The organism is Streptomyces sp. HUAS MG56, assembly GCF_058673395.1.
Map to the genome: position 1 here is coordinate 698,785 of NZ_CM178722.1, position 21,548 is coordinate 720,332.

The 21,548-nt window shown below is 68.9% G+C and carries 20 protein-coding genes and 3 pseudogenes; 8 read left to right on the top strand and 15 right to left on the bottom strand.

The genetic code is table 11. The features are described from left to right. Nucleotides 1-103: 103 nt before the first annotated feature. Nucleotides 104-808, bottom strand: a complete 705-nt coding sequence (locus AC4OXY_RS03435; RefSeq protein ID WP_491993109.1) for a TetR/AcrR family transcriptional regulator — start codon at nucleotides 806-808, stop codon at nucleotides 104-106. A gap of 554 nt (nucleotides 809-1,362) precedes the next feature. Between AC4OXY_RS03435 and AC4OXY_RS03440 the strand changes: the two genes are divergently transcribed. From AC4OXY_RS03440 to AC4OXY_RS03450, 3 genes are all read left to right on the top strand, one after another. Beyond that, complete coding sequence (locus AC4OXY_RS03440) at nucleotides 1,363-2,538, top strand: FUSC family protein (protein WP_376294879.1); 1,176 nt, start codon at nucleotides 1,363-1,365, stop codon at nucleotides 2,536-2,538. 127 nt (nucleotides 2,539-2,665) lie between these two features. Continuing rightward, the gene (locus AC4OXY_RS03445; RefSeq protein ID WP_376294882.1) at nucleotides 2,666-2,908 is read left to right on the top strand and encodes a hypothetical protein; all 243 of its coding nucleotides are present in this window, start codon (nucleotides 2,666-2,668) and stop codon (nucleotides 2,906-2,908) included. Between the two features lie 63 nt (nucleotides 2,909-2,971). After that, nucleotides 2,972-3,913 (top strand): transposase, encoded by a 942-nt coding sequence (locus AC4OXY_RS03450; protein WP_491993110.1) that lies wholly within the window; start codon nucleotides 2,972-2,974, stop codon nucleotides 3,911-3,913. A gap of 33 nt (nucleotides 3,914-3,946) precedes the next feature. Here AC4OXY_RS03450 and AC4OXY_RS03455 read toward each other — a convergent pair whose 3' ends face one another. From AC4OXY_RS03455 to AC4OXY_RS03500, 10 genes and pseudogenes are all read right to left on the bottom strand, one after another. After that, nucleotides 3,947-4,228, bottom strand: coding sequence for a PhzF family phenazine biosynthesis protein (locus AC4OXY_RS03455; RefSeq protein WP_356039746.1), 282 nt, complete (start codon nucleotides 4,226-4,228; stop codon nucleotides 3,947-3,949). A 200-nt stretch (nucleotides 4,229-4,428) separates the two neighbouring features. Then, entirely contained in the window at nucleotides 4,429-6,048 is a 1,620-nt protein-coding gene (locus AC4OXY_RS03460; RefSeq protein ID WP_491993111.1) for an amidohydrolase, read from the bottom strand. A gap of 365 nt (nucleotides 6,049-6,413) precedes the next feature. After that, entirely contained in the window at nucleotides 6,414-7,154 is a 741-nt protein-coding gene (locus tag AC4OXY_RS03465; RefSeq protein ID WP_491993112.1) for an SDR family NAD(P)-dependent oxidoreductase, read from the bottom strand. 455 nt (nucleotides 7,155-7,609) lie between these two features. Then, nucleotides 7,610-8,008 (bottom strand): carboxylesterase family protein, encoded by a 399-nt coding sequence (locus AC4OXY_RS03470; protein WP_491993113.1) that lies wholly within the window; start codon nucleotides 8,006-8,008, stop codon nucleotides 7,610-7,612. A gap of 171 nt (nucleotides 8,009-8,179) precedes the next feature. Then, on the bottom strand, nucleotides 8,180-8,419 hold the full coding sequence (locus AC4OXY_RS03475) for a hypothetical protein (RefSeq protein WP_402070147.1): 240 nt from the start codon (nucleotides 8,417-8,419) through the stop codon (nucleotides 8,180-8,182). Between the two features lie 76 nt (nucleotides 8,420-8,495). After that, a pseudogene (locus AC4OXY_RS03480) lies at nucleotides 8,496-8,633 on the bottom strand (hypothetical protein); the annotation flags it as partial. 253 nt (nucleotides 8,634-8,886) lie between these two features. Then, complete coding sequence (locus AC4OXY_RS03485) at nucleotides 8,887-10,521, bottom strand: vanadium-dependent haloperoxidase (protein ID WP_491993114.1); 1,635 nt, start codon at nucleotides 10,519-10,521, stop codon at nucleotides 8,887-8,889. 286 nt (nucleotides 10,522-10,807) lie between these two features. After that, nucleotides 10,808-11,236 (bottom strand): ATP-binding protein, encoded by a 429-nt coding sequence (locus AC4OXY_RS03490; protein WP_376294902.1) that lies wholly within the window; start codon nucleotides 11,234-11,236, stop codon nucleotides 10,808-10,810. 941 nt (nucleotides 11,237-12,177) lie between these two features. Next, nucleotides 12,178-12,969, bottom strand: a complete 792-nt coding sequence (locus tag AC4OXY_RS03495) for an anti-sigma factor (protein ID WP_356038256.1) — start codon at nucleotides 12,967-12,969, stop codon at nucleotides 12,178-12,180. 25 nt (nucleotides 12,970-12,994) lie between these two features. Further along, nucleotides 12,995-13,597: a sigma-70 family RNA polymerase sigma factor gene (locus tag AC4OXY_RS03500; protein ID WP_376294905.1), complete on the bottom strand. Its 603-nt coding sequence runs from the start codon at nucleotides 13,595-13,597 to the stop codon at nucleotides 12,995-12,997. Between the two features lie 1,009 nt (nucleotides 13,598-14,606). Here AC4OXY_RS03500 and AC4OXY_RS03505 point away from each other — a divergent pair. The 4 genes and pseudogenes from AC4OXY_RS03505 to AC4OXY_RS03520 all read left to right on the top strand — a co-directional run. Then, nucleotides 14,607-14,903: a plastocyanin/azurin family copper-binding protein gene (locus AC4OXY_RS03505; RefSeq protein ID WP_356038260.1), complete on the top strand. Its 297-nt coding sequence runs from the start codon at nucleotides 14,607-14,609 to the stop codon at nucleotides 14,901-14,903. 68 nt (nucleotides 14,904-14,971) lie between these two features. Further along, nucleotides 14,972-15,901 carry a metallophosphoesterase family protein gene (locus AC4OXY_RS03510; protein WP_356038262.1) on the top strand — a complete coding sequence of 310 codons (930 nt, stop codon included), beginning with the start codon at nucleotides 14,972-14,974 and terminating at the stop codon, nucleotides 15,899-15,901. Beyond that, a complete protein-coding gene (locus AC4OXY_RS03515) occupies nucleotides 15,898-16,353 on the top strand; it encodes a hypothetical protein (protein ID WP_376294907.1) in 456 nt (151 codons plus the stop codon). The genes AC4OXY_RS03510 and AC4OXY_RS03515 overlap by 4 nt, the downstream gene beginning before the upstream one ends. 177 nt (nucleotides 16,354-16,530) lie before the next feature. Further along, nucleotides 16,531-16,923 (top strand): annotated as a pseudogene (locus tag AC4OXY_RS03520) (IS110 family transposase); the annotation flags it as partial. 21 nt (nucleotides 16,924-16,944) lie between these two features. Here AC4OXY_RS03520 and AC4OXY_RS03525 read toward each other — a convergent pair. Genes AC4OXY_RS03525 through AC4OXY_RS03535 form a run of 3 tightly spaced genes read right to left on the bottom strand, consistent with a single transcriptional unit; the run spans nucleotide 16,945 to nucleotide 19,476 of the window. Beyond that, on the bottom strand, nucleotides 16,945-17,541 hold the full coding sequence (locus AC4OXY_RS03525) for a cysteine hydrolase family protein (protein WP_356038266.1): 597 nt from the start codon (nucleotides 17,539-17,541) through the stop codon (nucleotides 16,945-16,947). A gap of 52 nt (nucleotides 17,542-17,593) precedes the next feature. Further along, complete coding sequence (locus AC4OXY_RS03530) at nucleotides 17,594-19,009, bottom strand: MFS transporter (protein ID WP_491993115.1); 1,416 nt, start codon at nucleotides 19,007-19,009, stop codon at nucleotides 17,594-17,596. Then, nucleotides 19,006-19,476 (bottom strand): MarR family winged helix-turn-helix transcriptional regulator, encoded by a 471-nt coding sequence (locus AC4OXY_RS03535; protein WP_356038270.1) that lies wholly within the window; start codon nucleotides 19,474-19,476, stop codon nucleotides 19,006-19,008. The genes AC4OXY_RS03530 and AC4OXY_RS03535 overlap by 4 nt, the downstream gene beginning before the upstream one ends. Before the next feature lie 593 nt (nucleotides 19,477-20,069). Here AC4OXY_RS03535 and AC4OXY_RS03540 point away from each other — a divergent pair. Further along, complete coding sequence (locus AC4OXY_RS03540) at nucleotides 20,070-20,441, top strand: nuclear transport factor 2 family protein (protein ID WP_491993116.1); 372 nt, start codon at nucleotides 20,070-20,072, stop codon at nucleotides 20,439-20,441. Nucleotides 20,442-20,476: 35 nt separating this feature from the next. Here the strand turns inward: AC4OXY_RS03540 and AC4OXY_RS03545 are convergent. Then, nucleotides 20,477-21,547, bottom strand: a pseudogene (locus AC4OXY_RS03545) (lactonase family protein). Nucleotide 21,548 lies beyond the last annotated feature (1 nt).

The window sequence follows — 21,548 nt, forward strand, 5'->3', positions numbered from 1 at the left end:
CCCCTGGATCGTGACGCCCCAGCGGGTCTCAGCGAGCCCGATGCCGACGACGGCACCGGGCTCGCCGTGCGTTCTGCTGCCCGGCGACCTCACCTGCCGCGGCTCACGCCTCCTCGCCGCACTCGCGGCATTCCTCTTCGGGGCACTCGAGAGTGGTGAGGGTCTGGTCGACCTGCTGGGCGGTCAGCGGCGGCTCCGGCAGCTCGTGGGCACACTGAGCGCGGAAGGCGTCGAGCAGCAGGTGAAGGTGCCGGCGCCAGGCGTTGGGGGCGACGGCACGTGTGGCCTGGATGATCCCGGCCTGGGACCAGATCACGAAAGCAAGGTCTTCCGGTGTGACATCGTCACGGAGGACGCCCTGTTCCTGGGCGTTACGGAAGATCCGAGCGCCCCGTTCTTTCGCACGCTCAAACATCCCCCTGCCGAGCGCATGGAGGGGCAGACGGGCCGAGACCAGGTCGTTGAAGGCGCAGTCACAGGCCTGTAGTTCACAGAGCTTTTCCAGGTAGTGGCAGAACCCTTCCCAGGCGTCGTCCATGGCCGCGGCCTCTTCAGCCGCGGCCAGCAGCTCCGTGAACTTCGCGGTGAAAAGCTCTTCGACCAGGTCGAGCCTGCGGGGAAAGTGCCGGTAGAGCGTCCCGATCGCGACGCCTGCCTCGCGGGCAACGCCCTCCAGGGAAGCATCCAGCCCCTGCTCGGCAAAGGCCCTGCGGGCGGCGGCCACGATCGCATCCCTGTTGCGCTGCGCGTCGCGGCGCAGCGGCTTGGCCGGCGCCTGGGGCGCGGGCAGGACGTGCTCGTGTCTCATCCATGCAATCTAACATGAGGGGCCCCTCGAATTCAGGATGTGACCCCTCTCACGACACGGACGGAGTGCGATCGGTCCAGGAGTCGATCTCGGGCCGCACAGCGCCCCATCCGGGACCGGAAGACACCGACAGCCGGGAAATGAGCCGGCGCGCCCAGGACGCAATCCAGGCACACCCAGGGCACGCCGGAGACGTGGCGGACACACACGTACGAGGGCCCCACCAGCCACTTCCTCACAGCCCCTCCCCCGGAGCGGACTCCACGGCCCCAAACCGCGCCTGCGGCTCACGGCGCACGCCCGGGGAGCCGGTCAGCCCTCGGCGGCCAGGCCCGGCCAGCCGCCGGCCGCCTTCGCCGCCACACGCACCGCCGTAACCCGAGCCGACTCTGTGAAGCGCGCCACTGAAGATAAGGACCAAATATGACATTCTCCGCCATATGGATCATATTCTCCTTGGCTGGCGACACAGACGCGCAGCAGTCATACCGCGGGTCTGGACGGCAGTATCGCGACGGATCAGTGCGACCCGTGCGAGCAAGGATGATCACCTCATGCATCATGGCGTGAAAAGCCTGATCGCGGCAGTGCTCACGTGGCAGCTCATCGCCCTGTGGCTACCGGGGCAGCAACAGTTCCTGGGCGTCGCCGCTGCACTGGTCATGGTCAATGCGTCCACGGTGTACAGCTCAGTGGTCCATGCCGTGCGCCGGGTGGCGATCCAGGTGTCAGGAGTGTCCCTGGCTGTCGTGGCTGCCTGGCTGCTGGGGGCCACCTCGGGAGCCATCGTGGCTGTCCTGACGGTGGTACTCCTCACCGGCGGCCGCCGTAACGGCGAGGACCGGCTCCAAGTCGCATCGACTGCGGTGATCACGCTGACGGCTGCCGCCGCGGCTCCGATGGGACATGTGGTCTTCCCGGCGGTCTCCACCCTCGCCGGCGCCGCGGTGGGAGTTGCGGTGAACGCCTTGGTCCTCCCACCCACATACCTCAGCCAGTCTGATGCCGCCGTGCGCAGTCTGGCGCGCTGCACGGGCACGCTCCTGCGGGACATGGGCCGCTCCTTGGGGGAAGGGCGGTCGCCGAGCCACGCGCACATCTGGCTGGAGAGGGCACGAGACCTGGAGCAGCAAACCGCGGACGCTCGTGAGGAGGTGCAGAAGGGAGCTGAGAGCCTGCGCTGGAACGCCCGGACAACCGCGCGCCGACAGCACATGTCCCCGGTCCACGAATACATCTTGGAAGTTCTCCACACGGCGTCGTTCCAGGTGCGCGGCATCGCCAGGACCCTGGCCGACAACGTCGACCACGACGCGGACCATGGCGTGAAGCGGGGCTTCGCCGTTCGATACGGGGAGGCACTTGAGTTGGCAGGACAGGTGTTCCTCACGTACGCCGCTGTCGGGATGGCGGCCTGTTCGGCGCCAACCGATGCCCGAGAGCAGTTGCGCACAGCGATCCAGCGCATGCTGGCCTGGCACGCAACGCTGACCGATCTCATCGAGCGGGGGGCATGGGGCAAGCTGGACGCCTGGCATGTCTATGGATCGCTGATCACCGATGTCGAGCGTCTTCTCACCGACCTGGACAACAGCATCAAGCCGCCTCAAGACACACACGCGGCCGCAACCGCCGACGTTCGTGGTGCGGACTCGACGATCCGCTCGACCATCTTGCGTGGCGTGCGTCCCGCACCCCACTCGGCCCAGTGTGAGTGCAAAGTCGGGTGATGTCGGAGCGGTGCCGGTCAGCCGAGTCCGAGGAGGGTCAGTGGCCGCCTCACCGCAGACCGCGGTGGTGAAGGCCGGAGGCAGGCAGCGTACAGACTCCACCCGCGTGTTGGCGGCAGTGCGCGACTTGAACAGGCTGGAACTGGCCGGGGAGACACTGCGGACCACGCTGGAGGCGCTGGCCTGCGCGGCCCCGGACTGGCTGACCCAGGCGGTGTCCGTTCGGGAATGGGCCGAACGCAACGGCCCGCGGACTCACTCCTGGCATCCGCCGGCCTCCGCGAGCAAGCGCGAGGAGATGGCCCTGGTCTACGGACGGGACGGGTTCGCGCTGCTGGAGGCGGTGCATGCCCCTGACGCCCCGGCTTGACTGCGCGAACTCCCGGCGGTGCAGGTCCTGCGCGCGATGTGGGTGCAGAACTACCACCGCACCGTGTCCGAAGCCGGAGCGGAGGTGAAGCGGCGGGAGAGCAAGGACCTCCCGCCCGGCAGACTGCGGCTGGCCTCTCCGTACGACACCGACGCCCGCTACGGCCTCAAACAGGGCTCCTGGTGGACTGGCTACAAGATCCACATCAGCGAGTCCTGCGATGATCCCGATGACCAGGACCCGGCTGCCGACGGCCAGGCGCTGATCCCCGGAGCCGATGGACCGTCGCCGCGCTTGATCACCGGCATCGCGACCACCGACGCCACAGTGACCGACGCGGAAATGACCGAACCGGTCCATCACATGCTCGCCGCCCGCGATCTTCTGCCCGCCGAGCACTTCCTCGACTCCGGTTACGCCTCCGCCGAGTTGATCGTGGGCGTCAAGAAGAACTTCGGGGTCACCCCGGTCCTGATGAACAGCTCACCCCAGGCACGTGCTGGCGCCGGTTTCGACCGCACCGCGTTCACCATCGACTGGGACAAGCGGCAGGCCACCTGCCCACGCGGGGACACCAGCACCTGGTGGAGCCCCGCCACCCTGCGCGGCACCAAGGCCATCGTCATCAAGTTCGACAAGGAGACATGCCGTCCCTGCCCGGTGCGCGACCAGTGCACCCGCTCGAAGACCGGCGGCCGGACTCTCTCCCTCCAGCCCCGCGAGGTTCAAGAAGTCCTCGACCATGCCCGCCTCCAGCAGGGCGACGAGCAGTGGCGAGCCAAGTACGGAACCCGCGCGGGCATCGAGGGAACCATCCACCAGGCCGTCGCGGTCACCGGGATGAGACGTGCCCGCTACCTCGGTCTCCAGAAGACCCACCTGGAGCACGTATTCTCCGCCGTTGCTCTCAACCTCATTCGCCTCGATGCCTGGTGGAACGGCCACCCGCTCGACCGCACCCGCGTCAGTCACCTTGCCCGCCTCAAGCTCTCCCTCGCCGCGTGACCGAATAGGCCAGCAGGATCGGTGACAGGGCTCTTACCGCCACCCCATCCAGGCGCGGGCGGAGCCGAGAGTAGGGTGCCCGGCGAACGGCAGCTCGCCTGCCGGGGTGAAGATCCGCAGCAGGTAGTCCGCCTCGGGGGTGGTGGAGGGCAGCACGAACGTGGTCTCGGAAAGGTTCGTCCAGCGCGCCAGGCGCTGCATCTCCTCATCGCTCAGGCCGGTCCCATCCAGGAGCACCTCGACCGGATTGCCGCTGTAGGGGATCGTGGAGAACACGTCGACCTGTGCGAACCAGCGAGTGCCCGGCGTGGTCATCGAGGGCCTCCCGGTAGCGGCTTCAGCGGATTCTGCGCGTCTCGCACACGGCGGAAGCAGGTGGGTTCATCCAACGGGCACGCGCGCGGTCAGGACAGGGCCACTGACCACAAAGTGGACTGATCACCACGGGCAGTTGGCTACCGCGGGCGCTTGTGCCCGCGGTAGCCAAGGGTTCGGGGCCGACGCCCGATCCCCGCTTATCGGATTCCGGTGGGGGCGACCAGGCGTCCGCCGACGAAGGTGTGGGTGGGGTGGAGGTCGCGCAGGGCATCGCCGGGGCAATGGGCGGGCTCTTGGTCCCAGATCGTGAAGTCAGCCCAGCGGCCCGCAGTCAAGGTGCCGCGCAGATGGGACTCGCCCGTGAGGTGGGCCGCCCGGGTGGTGTGCAGGGTGAGGGCCTCGTCGTAGCTGATCGCGTGCTCGGGTCCCTTGACGCCGATGACCGTCTGCCTCGTGGTCATGCCCCATACCGAGCGCATCGCGCCGAACTGGCCGACCGGGAAGTCGGAACCCGCGCTGACCTGGGCGCCCAGGTCGATCCAGCCGCGGGCCGGAAAGAGGCGGGCGACGCGTTCCGGGCCCCAGAAGCCCTCCTCGACCTCGGCGGTGTCGTGCAGCAGGGGCTGCTGGATGGTGACGGGGATGCCGAAAGCGACGGCGCGGGCGCGCTGCTCGGGGCCGGCGAGGCCACCGTGCTCCATGACCAGGCTGCCGGCGGGCAGGCCGGGGTTGCGCTGCAGGACGCGTTCGTAGACGTCGAGGAGGGTGCGGACCGCGCGGTCGCCGTAGGCGTGCGTGCCGACCCGCCAGCCGCGCCGGACCACCGCCTCGACCGCCTCGACCAGCGCGTCCGGCTCCCAGATCAGCATCCCGGAGAAGGAGTGGTCACAGGCGTACGGCTCCTCGGTGGCGCCGGCCTCCAGGCCGCCGTCGAGGCCGAACTTCACGCCCCACACGGACAGGTATGGGTCGGAGTTGTCGCGCCACTCCTCCATGGTGTCGAGGAGGTCCTCCACCTGGGCCGCGCTGGTCATGCCGAGCGCCGAGATCAGTGCGCGCACCCTGATGTGCAGCGCGCCCGCCTCGCGGGCGGCTTGGAGCACCCGGTAGTCCTCGGGGGTGACCGCGCAGTCCCGCACGGTACCGATGCCGGTGGCGGCATAGTCGCGGGTGGCGATGCGGAGTCCTTCGATGCGCTCGGCCCGGTCAGGGGCTGGGACCAGGCGCTCCACCAGGTGCAGGGCGTTGTCGATCAGCCGGCCGTCCAGCTTGCCGTCGGCGTCACGGCCGATGGTGCCCCCGGGCGGTACGGGGGTGTCCTCGGTGATGCCCGCGAGGCGCAGCGCGTAGCTGTTGACGACGTCGTTGTGGCCGCCGCGCTTGACCAGAACCGGGTGCCGCTCGGTGGCCGTGTCGAGTTCGGGCGCGGTGGGCATGCGGCGCTCGGCCAGGTTGAGTTCCTGCCAGTTGGTGGTGGTGCGGATCCACTCGCCCTCGGGGGTGGCCGCGGCCCGCTGCCGGATCAGGTCGAGGAACTCGGGGATGGTGCGGGCCTGGTGGACGGGGACGTCCTGGGCGCCGAGCGCGGCGAAGATCAGGTGGGTGTGGGTGTCGTCGAAGGCGGGCAGCACGGTCGCGCCGGGCAGGTCGCGGACCTCGGTCTTCTCCGTGACCAGGTGGTCGAGGCCGTGCGGGTCGGCGGACACGGCCGCGATCCGGTCGCCGCGCACCGCCAGGGCCCGCTGCGGGACCTGGCCGGGCACCAGGGTGTGCACCGCGCCGGCGCGGATCAGCAGGTCGGCTCCGTGATCAGACATCGTCTTCTCCCTCAGCTCGCAGCGTTTCGAAGGTGTCGCTGACGAGACTGTTGTAGAAGCCGTTCGGCAATTCGCCGCCATATCTGGATCGACGGCGCAGGAAACACGCCATGCGTGCACCCTGATATGCGGATCATGCGCCAACTTCGATCGGGACGGACGCAGGAGCGCAGCCGCTCCGCTCGCATCGCCCCGTGGTCCCTGAGGCGGGGCGGTCCGGCCGGGGGCTGCGCGGACGCACCGCCGTACGTCGCGTCCGCGTCAACTGCTCACGCCAGGATCAGAAACAGCTTCTTTGCGGGTCGAGGCAGACATCGTGGGCACGGGCGTCGGGTTTGGCATATCCATCGCGGCCCAGCCCAAAGTCATCCGATCGCGAGCTGTCCGCCGCGTGCCTCGAGAACCGCGCCGGTGATGTAGCTGGCGCGGGACGAAACAAGGAACAGAACCGCTTCCGCGATTTCTTCAGGGTCTGCGACCCGCCCCAGTACGATGGTTCGCCCGATCGCCTGGAGGGTTTCACCTCCCATCTCCTCCGTCCCGGGGGTATGGACAGGGCCCGGAGCCACGGCGTTCACGCGGACGCCCTGGGCGCCGAACTCGTCAGCCCATACTCGTGTGAGAAGTTCGAGTGCAGCTTTGGAGGCCCCGTAAGCACCCGATTCCCGCACCGGCGTAGTAGCCGCCGCTGTACTCACATTCACGATGACGCCACGCCCCCGCGCAGCCATTCCCGGAGCGAGGGCACCGACCAGGAGCATCGGCGCGCGTGAGTTGACGGCCATCTGAGCGTCGAACATCTCGGCGGTGGTGTCCGGCGTACTGGCGAACCGGTAGATACCGGCGTTGTTGATCAGAACGTCCACCTCGCCTGCTTCAGCGGCAAGACGCAGGACATCTTCAGAGCTATTCAGATCCGCAGCAACGAATCGAGCCTTCCCGCCTGCGGCAGCGATCTCTTTGACGGTCTCCGCACCCCGCTGCTCGTCCCGCCCGTGGACGATGACCGAGGCTCCCGACGCTGCCAGGCGCAGGGCCACGGCCCGGCCGATGCCGGCGGTAGCGCCGGTGACAAGAGCGGTGGATCCGTCCAGTTCTGCAGGCATGAAAAGCTCCTCCAAGCCGGGAGGAACGACATGCTGTCGGTTGTTCCTCGTGTAACTGATGATCCTGATGGTTCACGCCATGGCGACGACGGACCCACGCCGGACCGATCGTTGATCATGGTCCGGCCCGAGGCCGTGACCCACGCGGTCTTGGGAGGCCGGCGAGCTCGCCTTCGCTGATCACGTCCGCGGGCGACTGGAACGCGCCGTACTGCCGCCGGGGGGTGGAGGCGCCCCCGCTGTCCGGCGTGCCAATGCCCCGGCCCTGACGGTGACGCAGACTTCCGGGTACCCGGCCGGCGAGCGTGACGGCCCCGCTCGGGCGCCTGGCACGGCTGCTCGACGTCCCGCCGGAACTCGCCCATAGCAGTCCGGCATACGGCTGTCGCGCGACGGCCATGGGGCCGGGCGGCGTGTGTGCGCGCCAGGCACTCGGTGCGGCTGCGAGCCTCGCTTCACGTCCGCAGACGTCGGCGGTGCATCGGGCACGTGTCCCGTGACCATGGGGCTTCGGCTTGCCAGTGGTAAGTGGAGGAGGAATGCGCTGTGTGCTGCGGCCAGGGGGTGTCGGTGGTGGGGGTGCCGGTGCGGATGAAGCCGAGCCAGGCGGGGCACACACGGCGGCCGAGGGATTCGATGTCCTGCGGGCGGGCGCCGGCGAGCATGGGGGCGTCGGCCCAGTCGACGTCGGTGCCGAAGAGGAAGCGCAGTTCGATGCGGTGGGCGGCGCCGAAGACGGAGTCGGGGGCGGCGGCGTCGAACCGGTAGGCCCATACGCGGGCGCCCTCACTGAGCTGGACGGCCGGCTTACGGGAGGGACGGGCGAAGGCGAACTCCCTCGCGGCGTGTTCCACGCCGTCAGCGGCGAGCGGAGCCCGAGACGGGGACCTCGCGCACCCGGCGCGGCACCGGGTTCATGGCGTGCAAGGCGACCATCTCCCGTTCGGTGATGCCGATGGTGACGTCCAGGCCGGGTGCCCGGCGGGTGACAACTTCGGTCCAGGCTGCGCGGTCCGGGAGCGGGCCTACGCCCGCGACCGGCACGAACGGTGGACGGAGTTGAGCCCGAGCCTGACGGCGGCCTCTCGGGCGACGGCGCTCTGGGCGCCCAGGATGTCCGACACCGGGGCGTCGCGCGGATTCGTGCCGAGCCGGGAGAGGAAACGCTCGGCGGCGCGTTTGGCGTGGTCGGCCTCGCCGAGGCTCAGCCCTGCCGGGGTGCTGTTCACGATGGCACCGTGGAACAGGCCCTCGGTCCCGGGCATGCCCAGCAGGCACTGCACGCCTTGGGCGCTCGCGGGACTGCCGGCCAGGGTGACATGGCCGGTGTGCCCCGCCGAACGAGGCGATGTCGTCCCGCACCCACCGCAGCGCCGCCAGCTGGTCGGAGACGCCGAGGTTGCCTTCGGGGATCCCCGGGGAGTGCAGACAGCCGAAGCGCCGAGCCGGTAGTCGATCGAGACGACGATCATGTGACATGGGCGAGCCCGCGCTCAGCGACCTGGGGCGACCGGGTGGGTCCGACCACGACAGTCATTCAGTCAATGCGTCGCGGTGACAGGAAGCCAGGACTTCCTGTGGGCAGACATCCGGCCTGCCGGCCGGCAGCTGCGGGCCCTCGGCACGGAGGATGGCCGCCCTCTGAGCGTGGCCCGAGCCAGTGGTACCCGATGCACCGGGACCACTGGCTTCTCGGCCCTACCATGTCCATGGTTGTAGCGTGGCGGTGCGGTCAGAGCCGACCTGCCACGAAGTCGGCCACCTGGGTGCCAAGTTGCTGGCCCGAGTGGTTGTCGAGAGAGGTGTGCTGACCGGACCAGATCCGGCTGAGCCACGCTTCGGTGGCGGCGTCCTGGAAGCCGGCGAAGGTTCGAGTGACGCCCTTCGAGGTCACCGCGAAATGATGCCGCGCCCCGTAGAGTCCGGCGAGCGTCGTTGCCGCAGCCTGGCTGAGAGCGCCGTGAGCGCCGGGATAGGACGGATCCGGTGCGGTCGGCAGCAGAGGGGTCCAGCTGGGATCGCCGACGATGCTCGGGTTGTAGTGCGTACCGCCGAGCCGGATGGCGGTCACGGGCCGCCAGAGGTGGTAGACATACTTGGCGTCGTACATCGCGATCGCGGTGTCGGCGAGGGACAGGTCGAGCCGTGCGAAGACCTTCACCGCCTTTTCCAGGTTCGCGTTCTGGGAGGTGACGAGGTTCTGCGCGATCTGGTTCCAGACGTTCCATACGGGTGCCGCCGCCCAGAACTTCGCGGCTGCCGTCTGATCGGGAGTGCGGGTGGTGCTGGTCTTGCTCCCCAGGCTCTTGACCTCGTTCAAGGCGGTGGCGTACGCGGCGCCGCTCACAGCGAGCGGCGGTGCCGGGCGGAACTGGCGTCCGCTCGTCAGCACGAACGGCTTGAGCGAGCCCCAGTTGGTGAACACCGGTGTCGGGAAGTTGGGCGGGGTGGGCCGGTAGTCACCGGCCTTGTCGCCGGGGCGGAACCGCGGTGGCTTGGCTGAGGACCCGTCGTTGGACCGCAGGCTGATCAGTCGGCGGGCGACCTCGGCTCCCACACCAATGCCCGCCTGCTTGCCCGGGCCACTCGGAATCGCGGACAGCTGGCTGCTCAGCCGCTGGTCCACGCCTGCGCGCTTGGCCGGGTACAGGGCGACCAGCACATCGTGGGCTGCCTGGTCCGCTGCGGCATCCGCACGAGCGCCTCCTGGCGCCGACACCGAGAACACGTAGGCGGGGCCGGCCCGGGTGATCGATACCACGGCGTCGTACTCGGCGGCCTGGAGGAGCGCGAAGCTGCGCGTGGGCTGGACGGTGGACGGCTGCGCCTTCGGATCGCTGAGGATGGTGATGAGCTCACGGTTCCACTCCACGACCGACATCCCCGACCTCGTCGCGGCCGTGCGCAGGGCTGGCGAGTGAGCGGTGGTGGACCCGAAGGCCGGGCCGGCGAGTCCGGCTGCCAGCGCGGCTCCGGCGAGTATGGCGAGTGTCTTCTGCTTTCCACCCATGTTCTGTAGCTCCTTGTCGCTGGTGGCGGGCTGTGACAACTGGCGGTCATGCGCGTGGCTCATCTGTGTCGGCCACGCGAGCGTGATGGTGTCGGGGCGGTGCGGGCCGGCAGCCAGGACGAGATGGCGGCGGTCGTGGGGGACGAGTTGCTGGGCGGGTTCTGCGGCAGCTGCGACGGGGCCGGGGTCCTCCAGGGCCCTCCGGTCCATGAGGACCTTCCGGCGTAGCAGCCAGGCGCGTTCGGCTCCGGGGGCCAGCACTTGGTGCATCTCGCGGCGCAGATCTGGCGCATGCGTATATGCCTCGTGCGGGGGCGGGGCGTCGATGCCCTTGCCGCTGTTCGGGGTGACGTCCACGCTCACACCTCCGCCGGTACGCAGGGGCCGGCGCCGCAGCGTTGACACAGCACCGTGTCGTGGTGGGGGCCGCCGCGATCGAGTGCCGATGGGCGGGCCGCGGACCGCATGGGCACCTGCGCCGGCCCCGGGCAGCCGTCGATGGGACACGGCTTGTGGGTCGCGAAGGACCACTCGGCGGGGGTGTCGGGTGGCCCTTCGCCGCGGCCGCCCCCTGTGGTCCGTCGCTGTGCTGCAGTACCGGCCCCGGCGGGGGGTCGCAGCTCGTGCGGAGCGTCCGGCCCGGTCATGGCGAGCACCTCAGGCAGGCGCGGACTTCGCGGCCGCTGCGTGTCTGGCGAATCTCGGTCGACTGGGCAAGGAACTGGACGATGCCGGTGCCACGGCCGTGTTCGTCGGAGGCGATGCCAGGGCGATGACGCTCCACGGCCGCGCCGGAGTCGGTGACCACGATGTGCAGAGTTTCGTGGTCGAGGGCGAGCAGCAGGGTCATGCGCTCATGGCCGTACTGGGCAGCGTTGGCGGCGAGTTCGTCGACGATGAGAATGGCGGAGTCCCGCTCACCCGCGGGCACACTCCAGGTCTCCAGCAAATCGGCTGCGAAGTGACGAGCGGCGGAGACGTGCGCCTCCTGCGCCGGCAGGGTGAGCAGTGCATGGCGGCGACAGGGCCGGCCGAGCAGTGCAGTCGGGCTGGGGGAATCGGTCACGAACATGGTCTTCTGGCTCTTCTGTCGATGTGCGGAGACCGGAACGGGGTGACCGCAAGCAATTCGGGGGTGGTCGGTAGGCCGGATCCTGATCCTGCGTGGGCGCGCTCAATCAGTTCCACGGACGACACATGCCGGATGGTTCGAGCTTTTTGCCTTTTTTGTTCCGATTCCTGCGAGTCATGTCAATGTCGGCGCCTGTCTGGGCTCAGCTGCCTCTGTCCAGAGCACGCTGTTGCGCGGCCGGACTGGGCACCGGCAGCTCGGTCCCCTCGCCCGTGGTCTTCCGGACGACCCCGTGGAAGCGTCGCGCCGTAGACAGGGACGGACGTCCGTGCGTGCATTTCGGCTGGATCGCGGTCCTCCGCGTGCAGACGTGATGGATCCTCTTCTCCGGGTTGTACGGACTTCGGGAAAAGAAGAGTCGTGCGCGCCCCGTCGGCCCGCTCATGCATGAAGTCAGCTGCGGACTGGGCCGGTTCGACGGAGCGGGGGCGAGAGTGACCAGGGCCCGGAAACCGTCGGCGCGTCGCGAGAGGGGCCAGGGTGTTGGCTTTCGCCTCCTCCGGCGGAAGCGAAGATGTATGCCGCCGCCCCCCTTTCGCACGGCCGTGCCCGACCGTGTACGCGGCCGGCACCCAGGGGGCCCGGCGCGGGATGGCCGACCGGACCCTGCGGAGGTCGCGTGACGGAAGCAGGCCAGTGCCCCACGACACCTCTTCCATGACCATCAGCTGGACGTCCTGTGCGCGGCCCTCCAGCTCGGTTCACCGGTCTTGAGGCGGCCCGGTGCTTGTCGAATGATCGGGGTCCCTCGCCGCGGAGCGCCCGGCCTTTCGAAGGCGACGTCGTCTTGGCCTCTTGTGCCACCAATCCTCACGCCCTGCTGCTGCCGTCATGTCACTGGGCGACCGGCCGCCCAGTGACATGACCGCCATGATCTGGCCTCACGCTCGGATGGTGACCAGCTTCTGACCGTTGCCTGCGAGGATCTCGAAGTGCTCGATGGCTCCCGGAGCCATGGCGACCGCTCCTGGGATCGTGGTGCCGGGAGGGTACTCGCCTGCCCGCCAGGTAGCGCCGTCCGTCCTGGCCCCGCCGGGCCCGACCGCCTGCAGCCGACAGGTGATTCCGGCGGGTGCCCCTCCTGCGGAGATCTGCAGGACACTGCCCCAGGCAGAGGGCGAGACCTTCACTGAGGCGGAGACGCCGGTGGTGGGATCGCTCCCGGAGAAGGTGCGCCAGACGGTCGGCGCGGTCGGCCCGGGCGGCCTCGCCTGACTGCCCACGGACCCGATGGCCGCCAGCCATGTGCCACCGGCCGCTGCCGCGATGAACGTCAGCGAGACTGCAGCGCCGGCCAGTTGCAGACGCCAAGACCTGCGGCGCCTGGCCGCAGCCTGCTGGAGCAGTCTCTCCAGCACACCCCCCTCTGGGGTCTTCGACACCGCGGGCGCGGCGGGCCGTTCGGGCAGCGGGGAGCCCTGCACGCTTTCGGCTGCCCGTGCCATCAGCCGGTCGGTCAGGTCCGATTCGGCCGCCGGCACCGTCTGGCCCGAGGCTTCGGCTTCGGTCACCGTCGCCAGCAGCGCAGGCAATCCCGCCAGCTGGGCGTGTTCGGCCCGGCATTCGGTGCATGCCGCGAGGTGGATGCGCACCTGTTCCATTTCCGCCGAGGGCAGCGTGCCCAAGACGTAACCTCCCAGCGTCAGCCGGAGGGCGTCGTGCTCCGCGGTCATGGTCGCCGCCTCCTGCCCGCCACGGTCATGGCTCGATCCCCCGTTCCTGCAGCGCCAGCCGCAGGGCGTGCAGGGCGTAGTACGTCCGCGACTTCACTGTGCCCAGCGGGATGCCCAGCACCTGTGCGGCCTCCGCCATGGTCCGGCCCCGGTAGTAGGTCTCCAGCAGGACGGCGCGATGGTCCAGGGGCAGTGACCGGACGGCTTCGGCAACCGCCCAGCTCTGGAGCGCCTGCTCGATCTCGTCCTTGCCCGGCTTCTGCTCGGCGACTCGCTCCAGCACATCGCCGCCGGCCTCGGCCGGCCTGGACTGCCGGGCCCGGTGGGCATCGATGACCAGGTGTCGAGCGACCGTACACAGCCATGCCCGGGCCGGGCCGCGTCCGGGGTCGAACGCGGCGGGATGCTGCCACGCTCGCAGCAGTGTCTCCTGTACCACGTCCTCTGCCCATTGCCAGTCTCCTGAGGTCAGTCGCAGCACGTAGTGGAACAGGGCTCCTGCGTGCTCCGCGTACAGAGCGCGCAGCAGTTCCTCATCTGCGGTCGAGAGGGTCCCTCTATCAGAGACACGGTGCGCGGAGCGATCCGGATCGGTCCTTGAACCACGCTTTCGCAGACTCCAGGGCATAAGACGATCATCAGGCATATGCGTCGCTTTGTCCTGTACGAGCAGCTCCGTGCCGGTCACACACTGTGAGTGCTACAGGCGGTACGCCCTTGCGACGTTACGGCCTCGCCATGATCAAGCATGCGCGGATCCGGGGTCGGCTGAACTGCAGCGATCCCATGAAGTCCCATAAAAGGTGCGTATCCATCGAACCGCAGGAGCCACGCCGTCCGTGGAGGCGAACAAGAACCGGCTTACGCGCAACTCCTCATCGCTTCCCCTACGGCAAGGGATGGAACAGGGGTGACCGAAATGCACCACGCGACGCACGCGCTCTCGCCACCCGCCCCGCTCCCCTGCCCCCGTGCATCGAAGCCGGTGCCGCTCTGCAGCCCCGACCGATGTCCAGCACACACCACGTCGATAGCGCTACGCACAGTGATCGGCGGCTGTGCGGCGACCAGGGCAGAGCCCCATCCGGGCCAGTGTGCGCATCACCCGTATGGGCGACGCCGACCTGCCCCGAGTCGCTCGCGGCTGCCTGCTCGAGGGAACTGCCGCGTGCCGCCTTCATCTTCGTGGCGTGGCAGGGCGGATGCGCAGCGCGGAGCACCTCGAGGCGGGCAGTCGGCACGGGGCAGCACCCAGGCTCGCTCGCTGAGTTCGTGAGGGGCGCGTGCCCATGAACGCGGCATCCACCACATCTCTGCGGTTGCGTGCGCCCGAGCCGGCGCAGTTCCCGTCTCCGCCTGATCAGTGAGGAACGGACATCATGTACGTGAACCTTCGCCCACCAACTCGGCGATCCCGTGCTGCGGCCGGGCTGGCCGTCGCCACCATCGCCACTGCCGGTGCACTGGGGCTCCTCATCTCATGCGGCCAGTCGTCGCATTCCTCGTCCGCCGGGGCCGTCGCCATCACACCCGGTCCGGGTCAGCACCAGGCGGCCGGAACGCCCGGGGCCACGGGGTCGGGGAAAACGGCGAACGCCGCTCCCGGCGCCTCCCCGATGCCCAGCATGAGCATGCCCATGAGTACCTCGAGCGCGGGCGCGGCGGCTGCGCCGGTGACCGGGAATGCCGTCGCGATCAAGAACTTCGCATTCTCCCCGACCACGCTGAAGGTCAGAGCGGGCACGACGGTGACATGGACGAACCAGGACACCGACGCCCACACCGTCACCAGCGCCGCATCGGCCGGTCCCCTGCACTCGGCCGCCCTGACCACCCACGCCACCTACAGCTACACGTTCACCAAACCCGGCACCTACGCCTACCTCTGCACCATCCATCCGTTCATGACCGCCACCGTGGAGGTGACCCGATGACCGACTACTACGACCGTCACGACGGTACACCGGCCGACGACGCCGGTCGGCCCGAAACGGAACACGGTATGACTCGGCGTCAACTCATGCGGCACGCGGGGTGGTTCGGCGGCGCGGTGGTGCTGACTGTGGCCAGCGGAGAGGTGATCAGTCACATCGCGGACTCCCGGGACACCAACGCCGGGGCTGCCGCCAGGGCCGTCGCAGTGGGAAGCGGCGCGCTGCGGTTCGTGCAGGTCTCCGACAGCCATATCGGGTTCCAGGGCCCGGCGAACATGGACGTGGCCGGTTCGTTCAACGAAGCGATCAACCAGGTCAACTCACTCGGATTCAGACCGGACTTCGTCATGCACAGCGGCGACCTGACCCACCTGTCCACGGCCGGGCAGTTCGACCAGGTCAAGCAGATGATGACCGGAATGAAGACAGACCGCGTCTTCACCGTACCGGGCGAGCACGACTCCATCGGCGATGCGGGCCGTGCCTACCGGCGGACCTTCGGCATGGGCACGCTCGGCGACGGCTGGTACAGCTTCGACACCCACGGCGTGCACTTCATCGCCCTGGTCAACACCCTGAGCCTGGAGAAACTCGGGCACCTCGGCAACGCGCAGATCGACTTCGTACGCAAGGACCTGGCGGGACTGCCATCGGACACCCCCGTCGTGGTCTTCAGCCACATCCCACTGTTCGCCATGTACCCGAAGTGGGGCTGGAGCACCGACGACGCCCTCAAGGTCATCGCACTCCTGCGCCGCTTCTCCTCCGTCACCTGTCTCAATGGGCACGTACACCAGCTGTTCACCAAGACAGAGGGCAACATCACCTTCCACTCCGCCACCACCACCGCCTACCCGCTGCCCAAGCCGGGCCGCGCCCCCGCCCCCACGCCCCAGGTCGTCCCCGCCCGGCAGCTCAGAGACGCACTCGGCATCCGCAGCGTCGGCTACCGCCAAGGCGACCGCGAACTGGCCGTCAAGGACCAGAGGCTGGCATGAGCACTCAAAGATTCCTCGCCCCCACCCTGCGGGCGGCGACCGCCGCAACGCTCGCCGCGGGCGGATACATCCACGCCCAGCTCTACATCGACGGGTACCGCTTCATCCACATCATTGGCCCCCTGTTCCTGCTCCAGGCCAGCGCGTCCTTCGCCCTCGCTGCCCTGCTGCTGATCGGGACACCGCCCCTGCTGCTGAGGATCTCCGAGGCAGGCGTCGCGCTCGGCGCCCTCGGCGGCTTCACCGCTTCGCGCACCGTTGGCGTGTTCGGATTCACCGAGCGCGGTCTGCAACCGGCACCACAAGCCGTCCTCAGCCTCCTCGCCGAAACCGGCACGCTTCTGCTCCTCGCCATCTGGCAAGTGAGCGCGACCGGACAACGCCGCGCTGCCCGACCGCCCCTCAGTACACCCATCCGGAACCGATCCATCACCCGTACACCACCCAACTGAACCACCACCACGACGGGTCACGTCCGCTTGCTCCTATGTCAAGCAGCTGCTGCCCGGTGTCTCACGACGACTCGGCCGCTGATTAGGAGCTGCGACCGCCTTCGAGTGGATCGCTGAGTAGGACCGCGCCGGCGAGGTCGTCCGGGAGAACAGCGCATCGTGCGACCGGAGGAACTGGTGGTCCAGATCTGGGCGGGTACGGACATCGGCGAGACCCATCACCATTGCGTGGTTCTGAACGCGGAGGGCGAACGACTGCTGTCGCGGCGTGTCCTGAACCACGAGCCGGAGCTGCTGGCCCTGCTCGCCGACGTACTTGCCCTCGATGTGGATGTGGTCTTGGCGGTCGACGTCGCCGATGGCATGGCCGTCTTGTGGATCAGCGTGCTGCTCAACCACGGCCAGCGCCTCGTCTACATGCCCGGCCTGGCCGTCAACCGGGCCTCGGCCGGCTACCGGGGCATGGGCAGGACCGACGCCGAGGACGCCACCGTCATCGCCGCTCAGACATACGCCCGGATGCGTCGCGACCTGACGGTCCTGCGGTCGGACGACGAACAAGCCATCGAGGGCGAAGGCGGTGGCTCGATGTCAGTCCCGCTTCATCAGCGCGCGCAGTCCCTCGGTGTCGACGAGGTGGGCGCGGGAGGGGAACACCTTGTCCAGCAGGATGCGGTGGACGTCTTGGTCGCGGTCGGCGACGCCGTCGGTCAGGACGTACACGCGGTAGTCGCGGTCGGCGGCGTCGATAAGTGTGGACAGGACGACGCCGCTGGTGCTGATGCCGGCCAGGATCAGCGTGTCGATGCCGCGGGAGGAGAGCTGTTCGTAGAGATCGGTGGTGGAGCCGGCCCCGTAGCGGATCTTGCGGACGACGATGTCGCCGTCCTCGGGGGTCAGGCGGTCGTGGATCCGGGTGATGTCGTCCTCGTGATGCATACCGCGGGCCGCGGCTACCGCGCTGAACGACTTGTTCGTTTCGGGAATCGCCGCCCAGTCCTCCTCGGTGAAGGCGACGCGGACGTGGCCGATGGTGCCGCCCGCGGCGCGGAAGTCGGCGATTGCATCTGCGACCCGGTCGACGAGCGCGTCAGCGTCGGGAGCGAGAGGAACGATGCCGTTCTGAAAGTCCATGGCCAGCAGGGCGGTCCGCTTGGCTATCGGGGCGGGGAGGACGGGGGTGGTCATGTGCGGTGCTCCTTGCGGATGTTGAGCCGGGGTTCGGGAAGGGGCGCATCGGTCAGGATGTTGTGACGCGGCGCATGAGGCGGCGGTCGAGCACGGTCAGGAGAAGGACGGCGACACCCGCCACCACCAGGACGAGGCCGAGGGAATGCAGACCCTGGTCACTTGCGCCGTCGCGGAAGACGATGCCGCCGATCACGGACGACGTGATGGTGCCGAGGTAGCCGAAGGTGCGGAACAGGCCGGAGGCGGTGCCGATCTGGTCGGCGGGCGCTGCTTGATAGAGCGCTGTCTGGTTGCCGACGGTCGTGGTCGCGCTGGTGACGCCGAAGACGAGCGAGACCAGCACGAGCGCGATGACCGGGCTGCCGGCGTCGAGCAGCATGATGCCGGCCGATCCGAGCAGCATGCTCAGTGCGGAGGCGATAACCGGTCCACGGACCAGGTTGCGGCGGGCGAGTGGCCGGGAGAGCAGGGCGGAAACGGCTCCCATCGGCAGCAGCATCAGGCCCGTCTCCAGGGTGGACAGACCGTAGGCGGCTTCCATCCACTGGGTCAGGCCGAACATCATCGAGTAGACGCCGAGCAGAGTGAGGGCCTGGCGCAGGTAGGTGCGGGCCAGGGCGCCGTTGGAGGCCAGGCCCCGCAGGTCAAAGAAGGGCGCAGAGCGGCGCAACTCCCACCAGGCGGTGAAGGCCGCGGCCACGAGGAAGACAATCAGAGCAGTCCACGTGACGTGCGGCAGGGGCATCAGGAAGACGACCAGAGAAGTCATCGTGGTGGCAAAGCCGATGATGCCGAACAGGTCGATTCGCGCGGCGATCTGACGCAATCCGCTCTGCGCGGCCTCGCGCTGCGGGTCCTTGGGCAGCCACAGGACCATCACCAAGGCGATCAGCGTGACCGGGATGTTGATGAGGAAGGCCCAGCGCCAGCCGGCCGCTCCCACGAGGAGTCCGCCGATGGGCGGACCGATCGCTGCGGTGGCCATGCCGGCGATGGCGAGCCCGCCGAGCACCCCGCCCGGTGGCTGGTCCAGTCCGGCCTGTTCGGCGCGGCGCCGGATCATGACCATGGCGCAGGGAAACGCGGCCGACGTGCCCAGCCCGATCAGCACGCGGGCGACGGTGAGCATCGCCAGATTCTGGCCCAGACTGCCGATGACACCGCCGAGCAGCACGAGCACGATCCCGGCGAGGAAGACACGCCGGGCGCCGAGGACCTCGGCGAGCTTGCCGGCTGTCGGTTGGGCAACAGCGCTGGCGAGGTAGAGGGAGGAGACCAGTACGGCCGTGGCGCCCACCGCCACGTTCAGCTCGGTCGCGATGGGGACCAGCGCTGTGGCGATGATGGAGCTGTTGATCGGGTTGAGACTGGCACCCACGTACAGCGGCGTGGTGAAGGTCCAGGTAAAGGGATTGCGGATGGCACCGGTCGATATCGAGTCGACCTCGGCAGTGCCGGTTCTCATATGGCGGCCTCGTTCAAGTCGGCGTCGGCGAGCCGCTCGAGCAGCTCGATCGCCTTGTCCATGTCCTTGCGTTCGTGCGGAGCGACGACCTGGTCGATGGCGCGTGCCAGATAGGCGGCGCGCCCCGTGAGCAGCTTGTCGATCAGCTCCGTCGCGGAGTCGTCGGCGCTCATCAGCTTTTTGCGGCCGTCCTTCGGGTCCGCCTCGCTATGCACCAGGCCCGCGGCCTTCAGTACGGCGAGGCTTTGGGCGATGGCCTGCCCGCTGACGTGTTCGATCGACGAGAGTCGGGCGGCGGTGACCGGGCCCTCGCGGACCACGCTCGCCAGCACGCCGAGCTGTGTGGCGCTCAGCCCGGTCGCATACTGGCCCGACTCCGTACGCATCCGCGCACGAAGCCGCTTGATCGCGTCGTTCAGGCGCTGTGCGGTCGCGGTCGACTCCTGCGACTCGGGGCTCTTGTTCATGCCTCCACCATAAAACTACCCAAGTAACTTGTCAAAGTTACTTGGGTAGTTTTATGTGCTGCTTCGATCGCCACAAGGCAGGAGGTCGTTCACCTGCCAGCCGAACGACCGAGGAGGGGCACCACGCGGGGCTCCGTGGCGGCTCTCGTAGGCATCCACCGAGGGGGAGCGACTCACTCGCCATGCAGCGGATCGACATCGATGTCCGCCTCGGCTGGCCACCGGTGGCCAGCCTCCCTGTTCGCCGGGGGGCCAGGCGCCGAGGCGTCCGCTTCGGAGGATCCTCAGCTGCCCGTCTGCTGCATAGCGCTGATGTCGTGCCCGGTGAGCAGCGTGGTGAGGATGCCAGTCAGACGGGGTTCGACGTCGACGATGAAGTGGGACAGTTGCGTGCCCGGCCATGGCTCCCAGCGCAGGTGGACACGGGGCGTCCGGCTGGCGTGACACGGCCGCGACGCCGTCACCCGGCTTCCCGAGGTCGCCCACACCCAGCATGTCGCCAACGTGGCCAACGTCAGCAGCTACGTCACCATAGAGACGCTACCCGCCGGAATCCCGTGATCCTGCGGCAGACGTGATCAGAAGGAGTGTTCATGCCCCACAACGTTGCCGACCTGATGCGCCGCAACCTCCTCGATGTGTTCAACGAGCCGGATCCGGAGCGGCGCAGCGCGGCCATCGCCCAGACCTACGCCGAGGACGTCGTGTGGCACGAACCCGACCGTGTCGTCCACGGCCGCGCGGCCCTCGCCCAGCGTGCGACGGAGCTGCGTGCGCAGGCCCCGGACTGGACCTTCCGCGCCGATGGCCCCGTCTCCGTCACCGACGACCTCGGCCACCTGGGCTTCCGGTACGGTCCGGCCGACCAACCGCCCGTGGTCACCGGGATGGACATCGCCCACTGCAAGGACGGTGCCATCATCGAGCTATACACCCTTGTCACCGGATCCCCTCAGCCCTCCTGAGTGCGCCTGTCAGTCCTGGGAGCACAGCGCCATCATCAGAGGAGAGCGACGGGCACGGAAGTCGTCCGGCCGGTGGGCTCCAGCTCGCCCGTCTCGGGGTCGACGGCGAACCGAGCGATGTTGTCGGCCGTGCTGTTGTTGACGTAGAGCTGTCGTCCGCCGGGGTCGATGACGAAGCTGGTCGGACCGCTCACGCCCTGGCCGGTGTGACCGACGACGGAGAGCGTCCCGGTGGGCCGGTCGATCCGGTAGCCGGTGATGGTCTGTGAGCCACGGTTGGAGGCGTAGAGGAAGTCACCCGACGGGTGGACGGCGATCTCGGCGCCGCTGGACGGGCCCGGGTAGCCGGGTGGTGCGGTCGCGACGGTCTGCAGGATCTCCTGGACCGTCCCCGTCGTGGCGTCTTAGGCGAACACCGTGATGGTCGCGTCGAGTTCGCCGATCACGTACAGAGTGCTGCCGTCGTCGGTGAAGGCGAGGTGGCGGAGTCCGGTGCCGGGCGGCAGGGACGCCCGGCTGACCGGTTCGAGGCGGCCGTCCGTGAGCCGGAGGATCCGTACCTGGTCGATGCCGAGATCGGCGGTGGCGAGGAACCGGCCGCCCGGGTCGAAGACGACGGCGTGCGGGTGCGCCGAGTCCTGGCGTGGGTGCGGCCCGCTGCCGGTGTTCTGCAGCGGGCCGCTCACGGGACCGAGCCGCCCGTCCTCGCCGACGGGGAGCACGACGTACGCGCCGCCGTAGTAGTGCGCCACCACCACATGGCGTCCGTCCGGAGCGACCGCGAGATGGGCGCAGCCTCTGTCGTACAGCGACACCCGGTTGAGGAAGTCCAGGGTGCCGGTGCCCGGATCGATGGCGAAGGCGTCCGCCGCGCCGACGCGACGCGTCTCGCCGTCCTCCAGCGAGTAACAGGCATACAGGAAGCGACGGGACGGGGCGACCGCGATCCAGACCGGGCTCGCGCCGGCGACCTGCTGCACCGGATTCAGCGCGCCGGTGGACGCATCGACCCGGTACACGTACAGACCGATCCCGTCCGGGACGCCTTCGGCGGAACTGTTCGCGTACGAGGCGACATACGCGTACGCCGTGGATGTGCGGGCCACG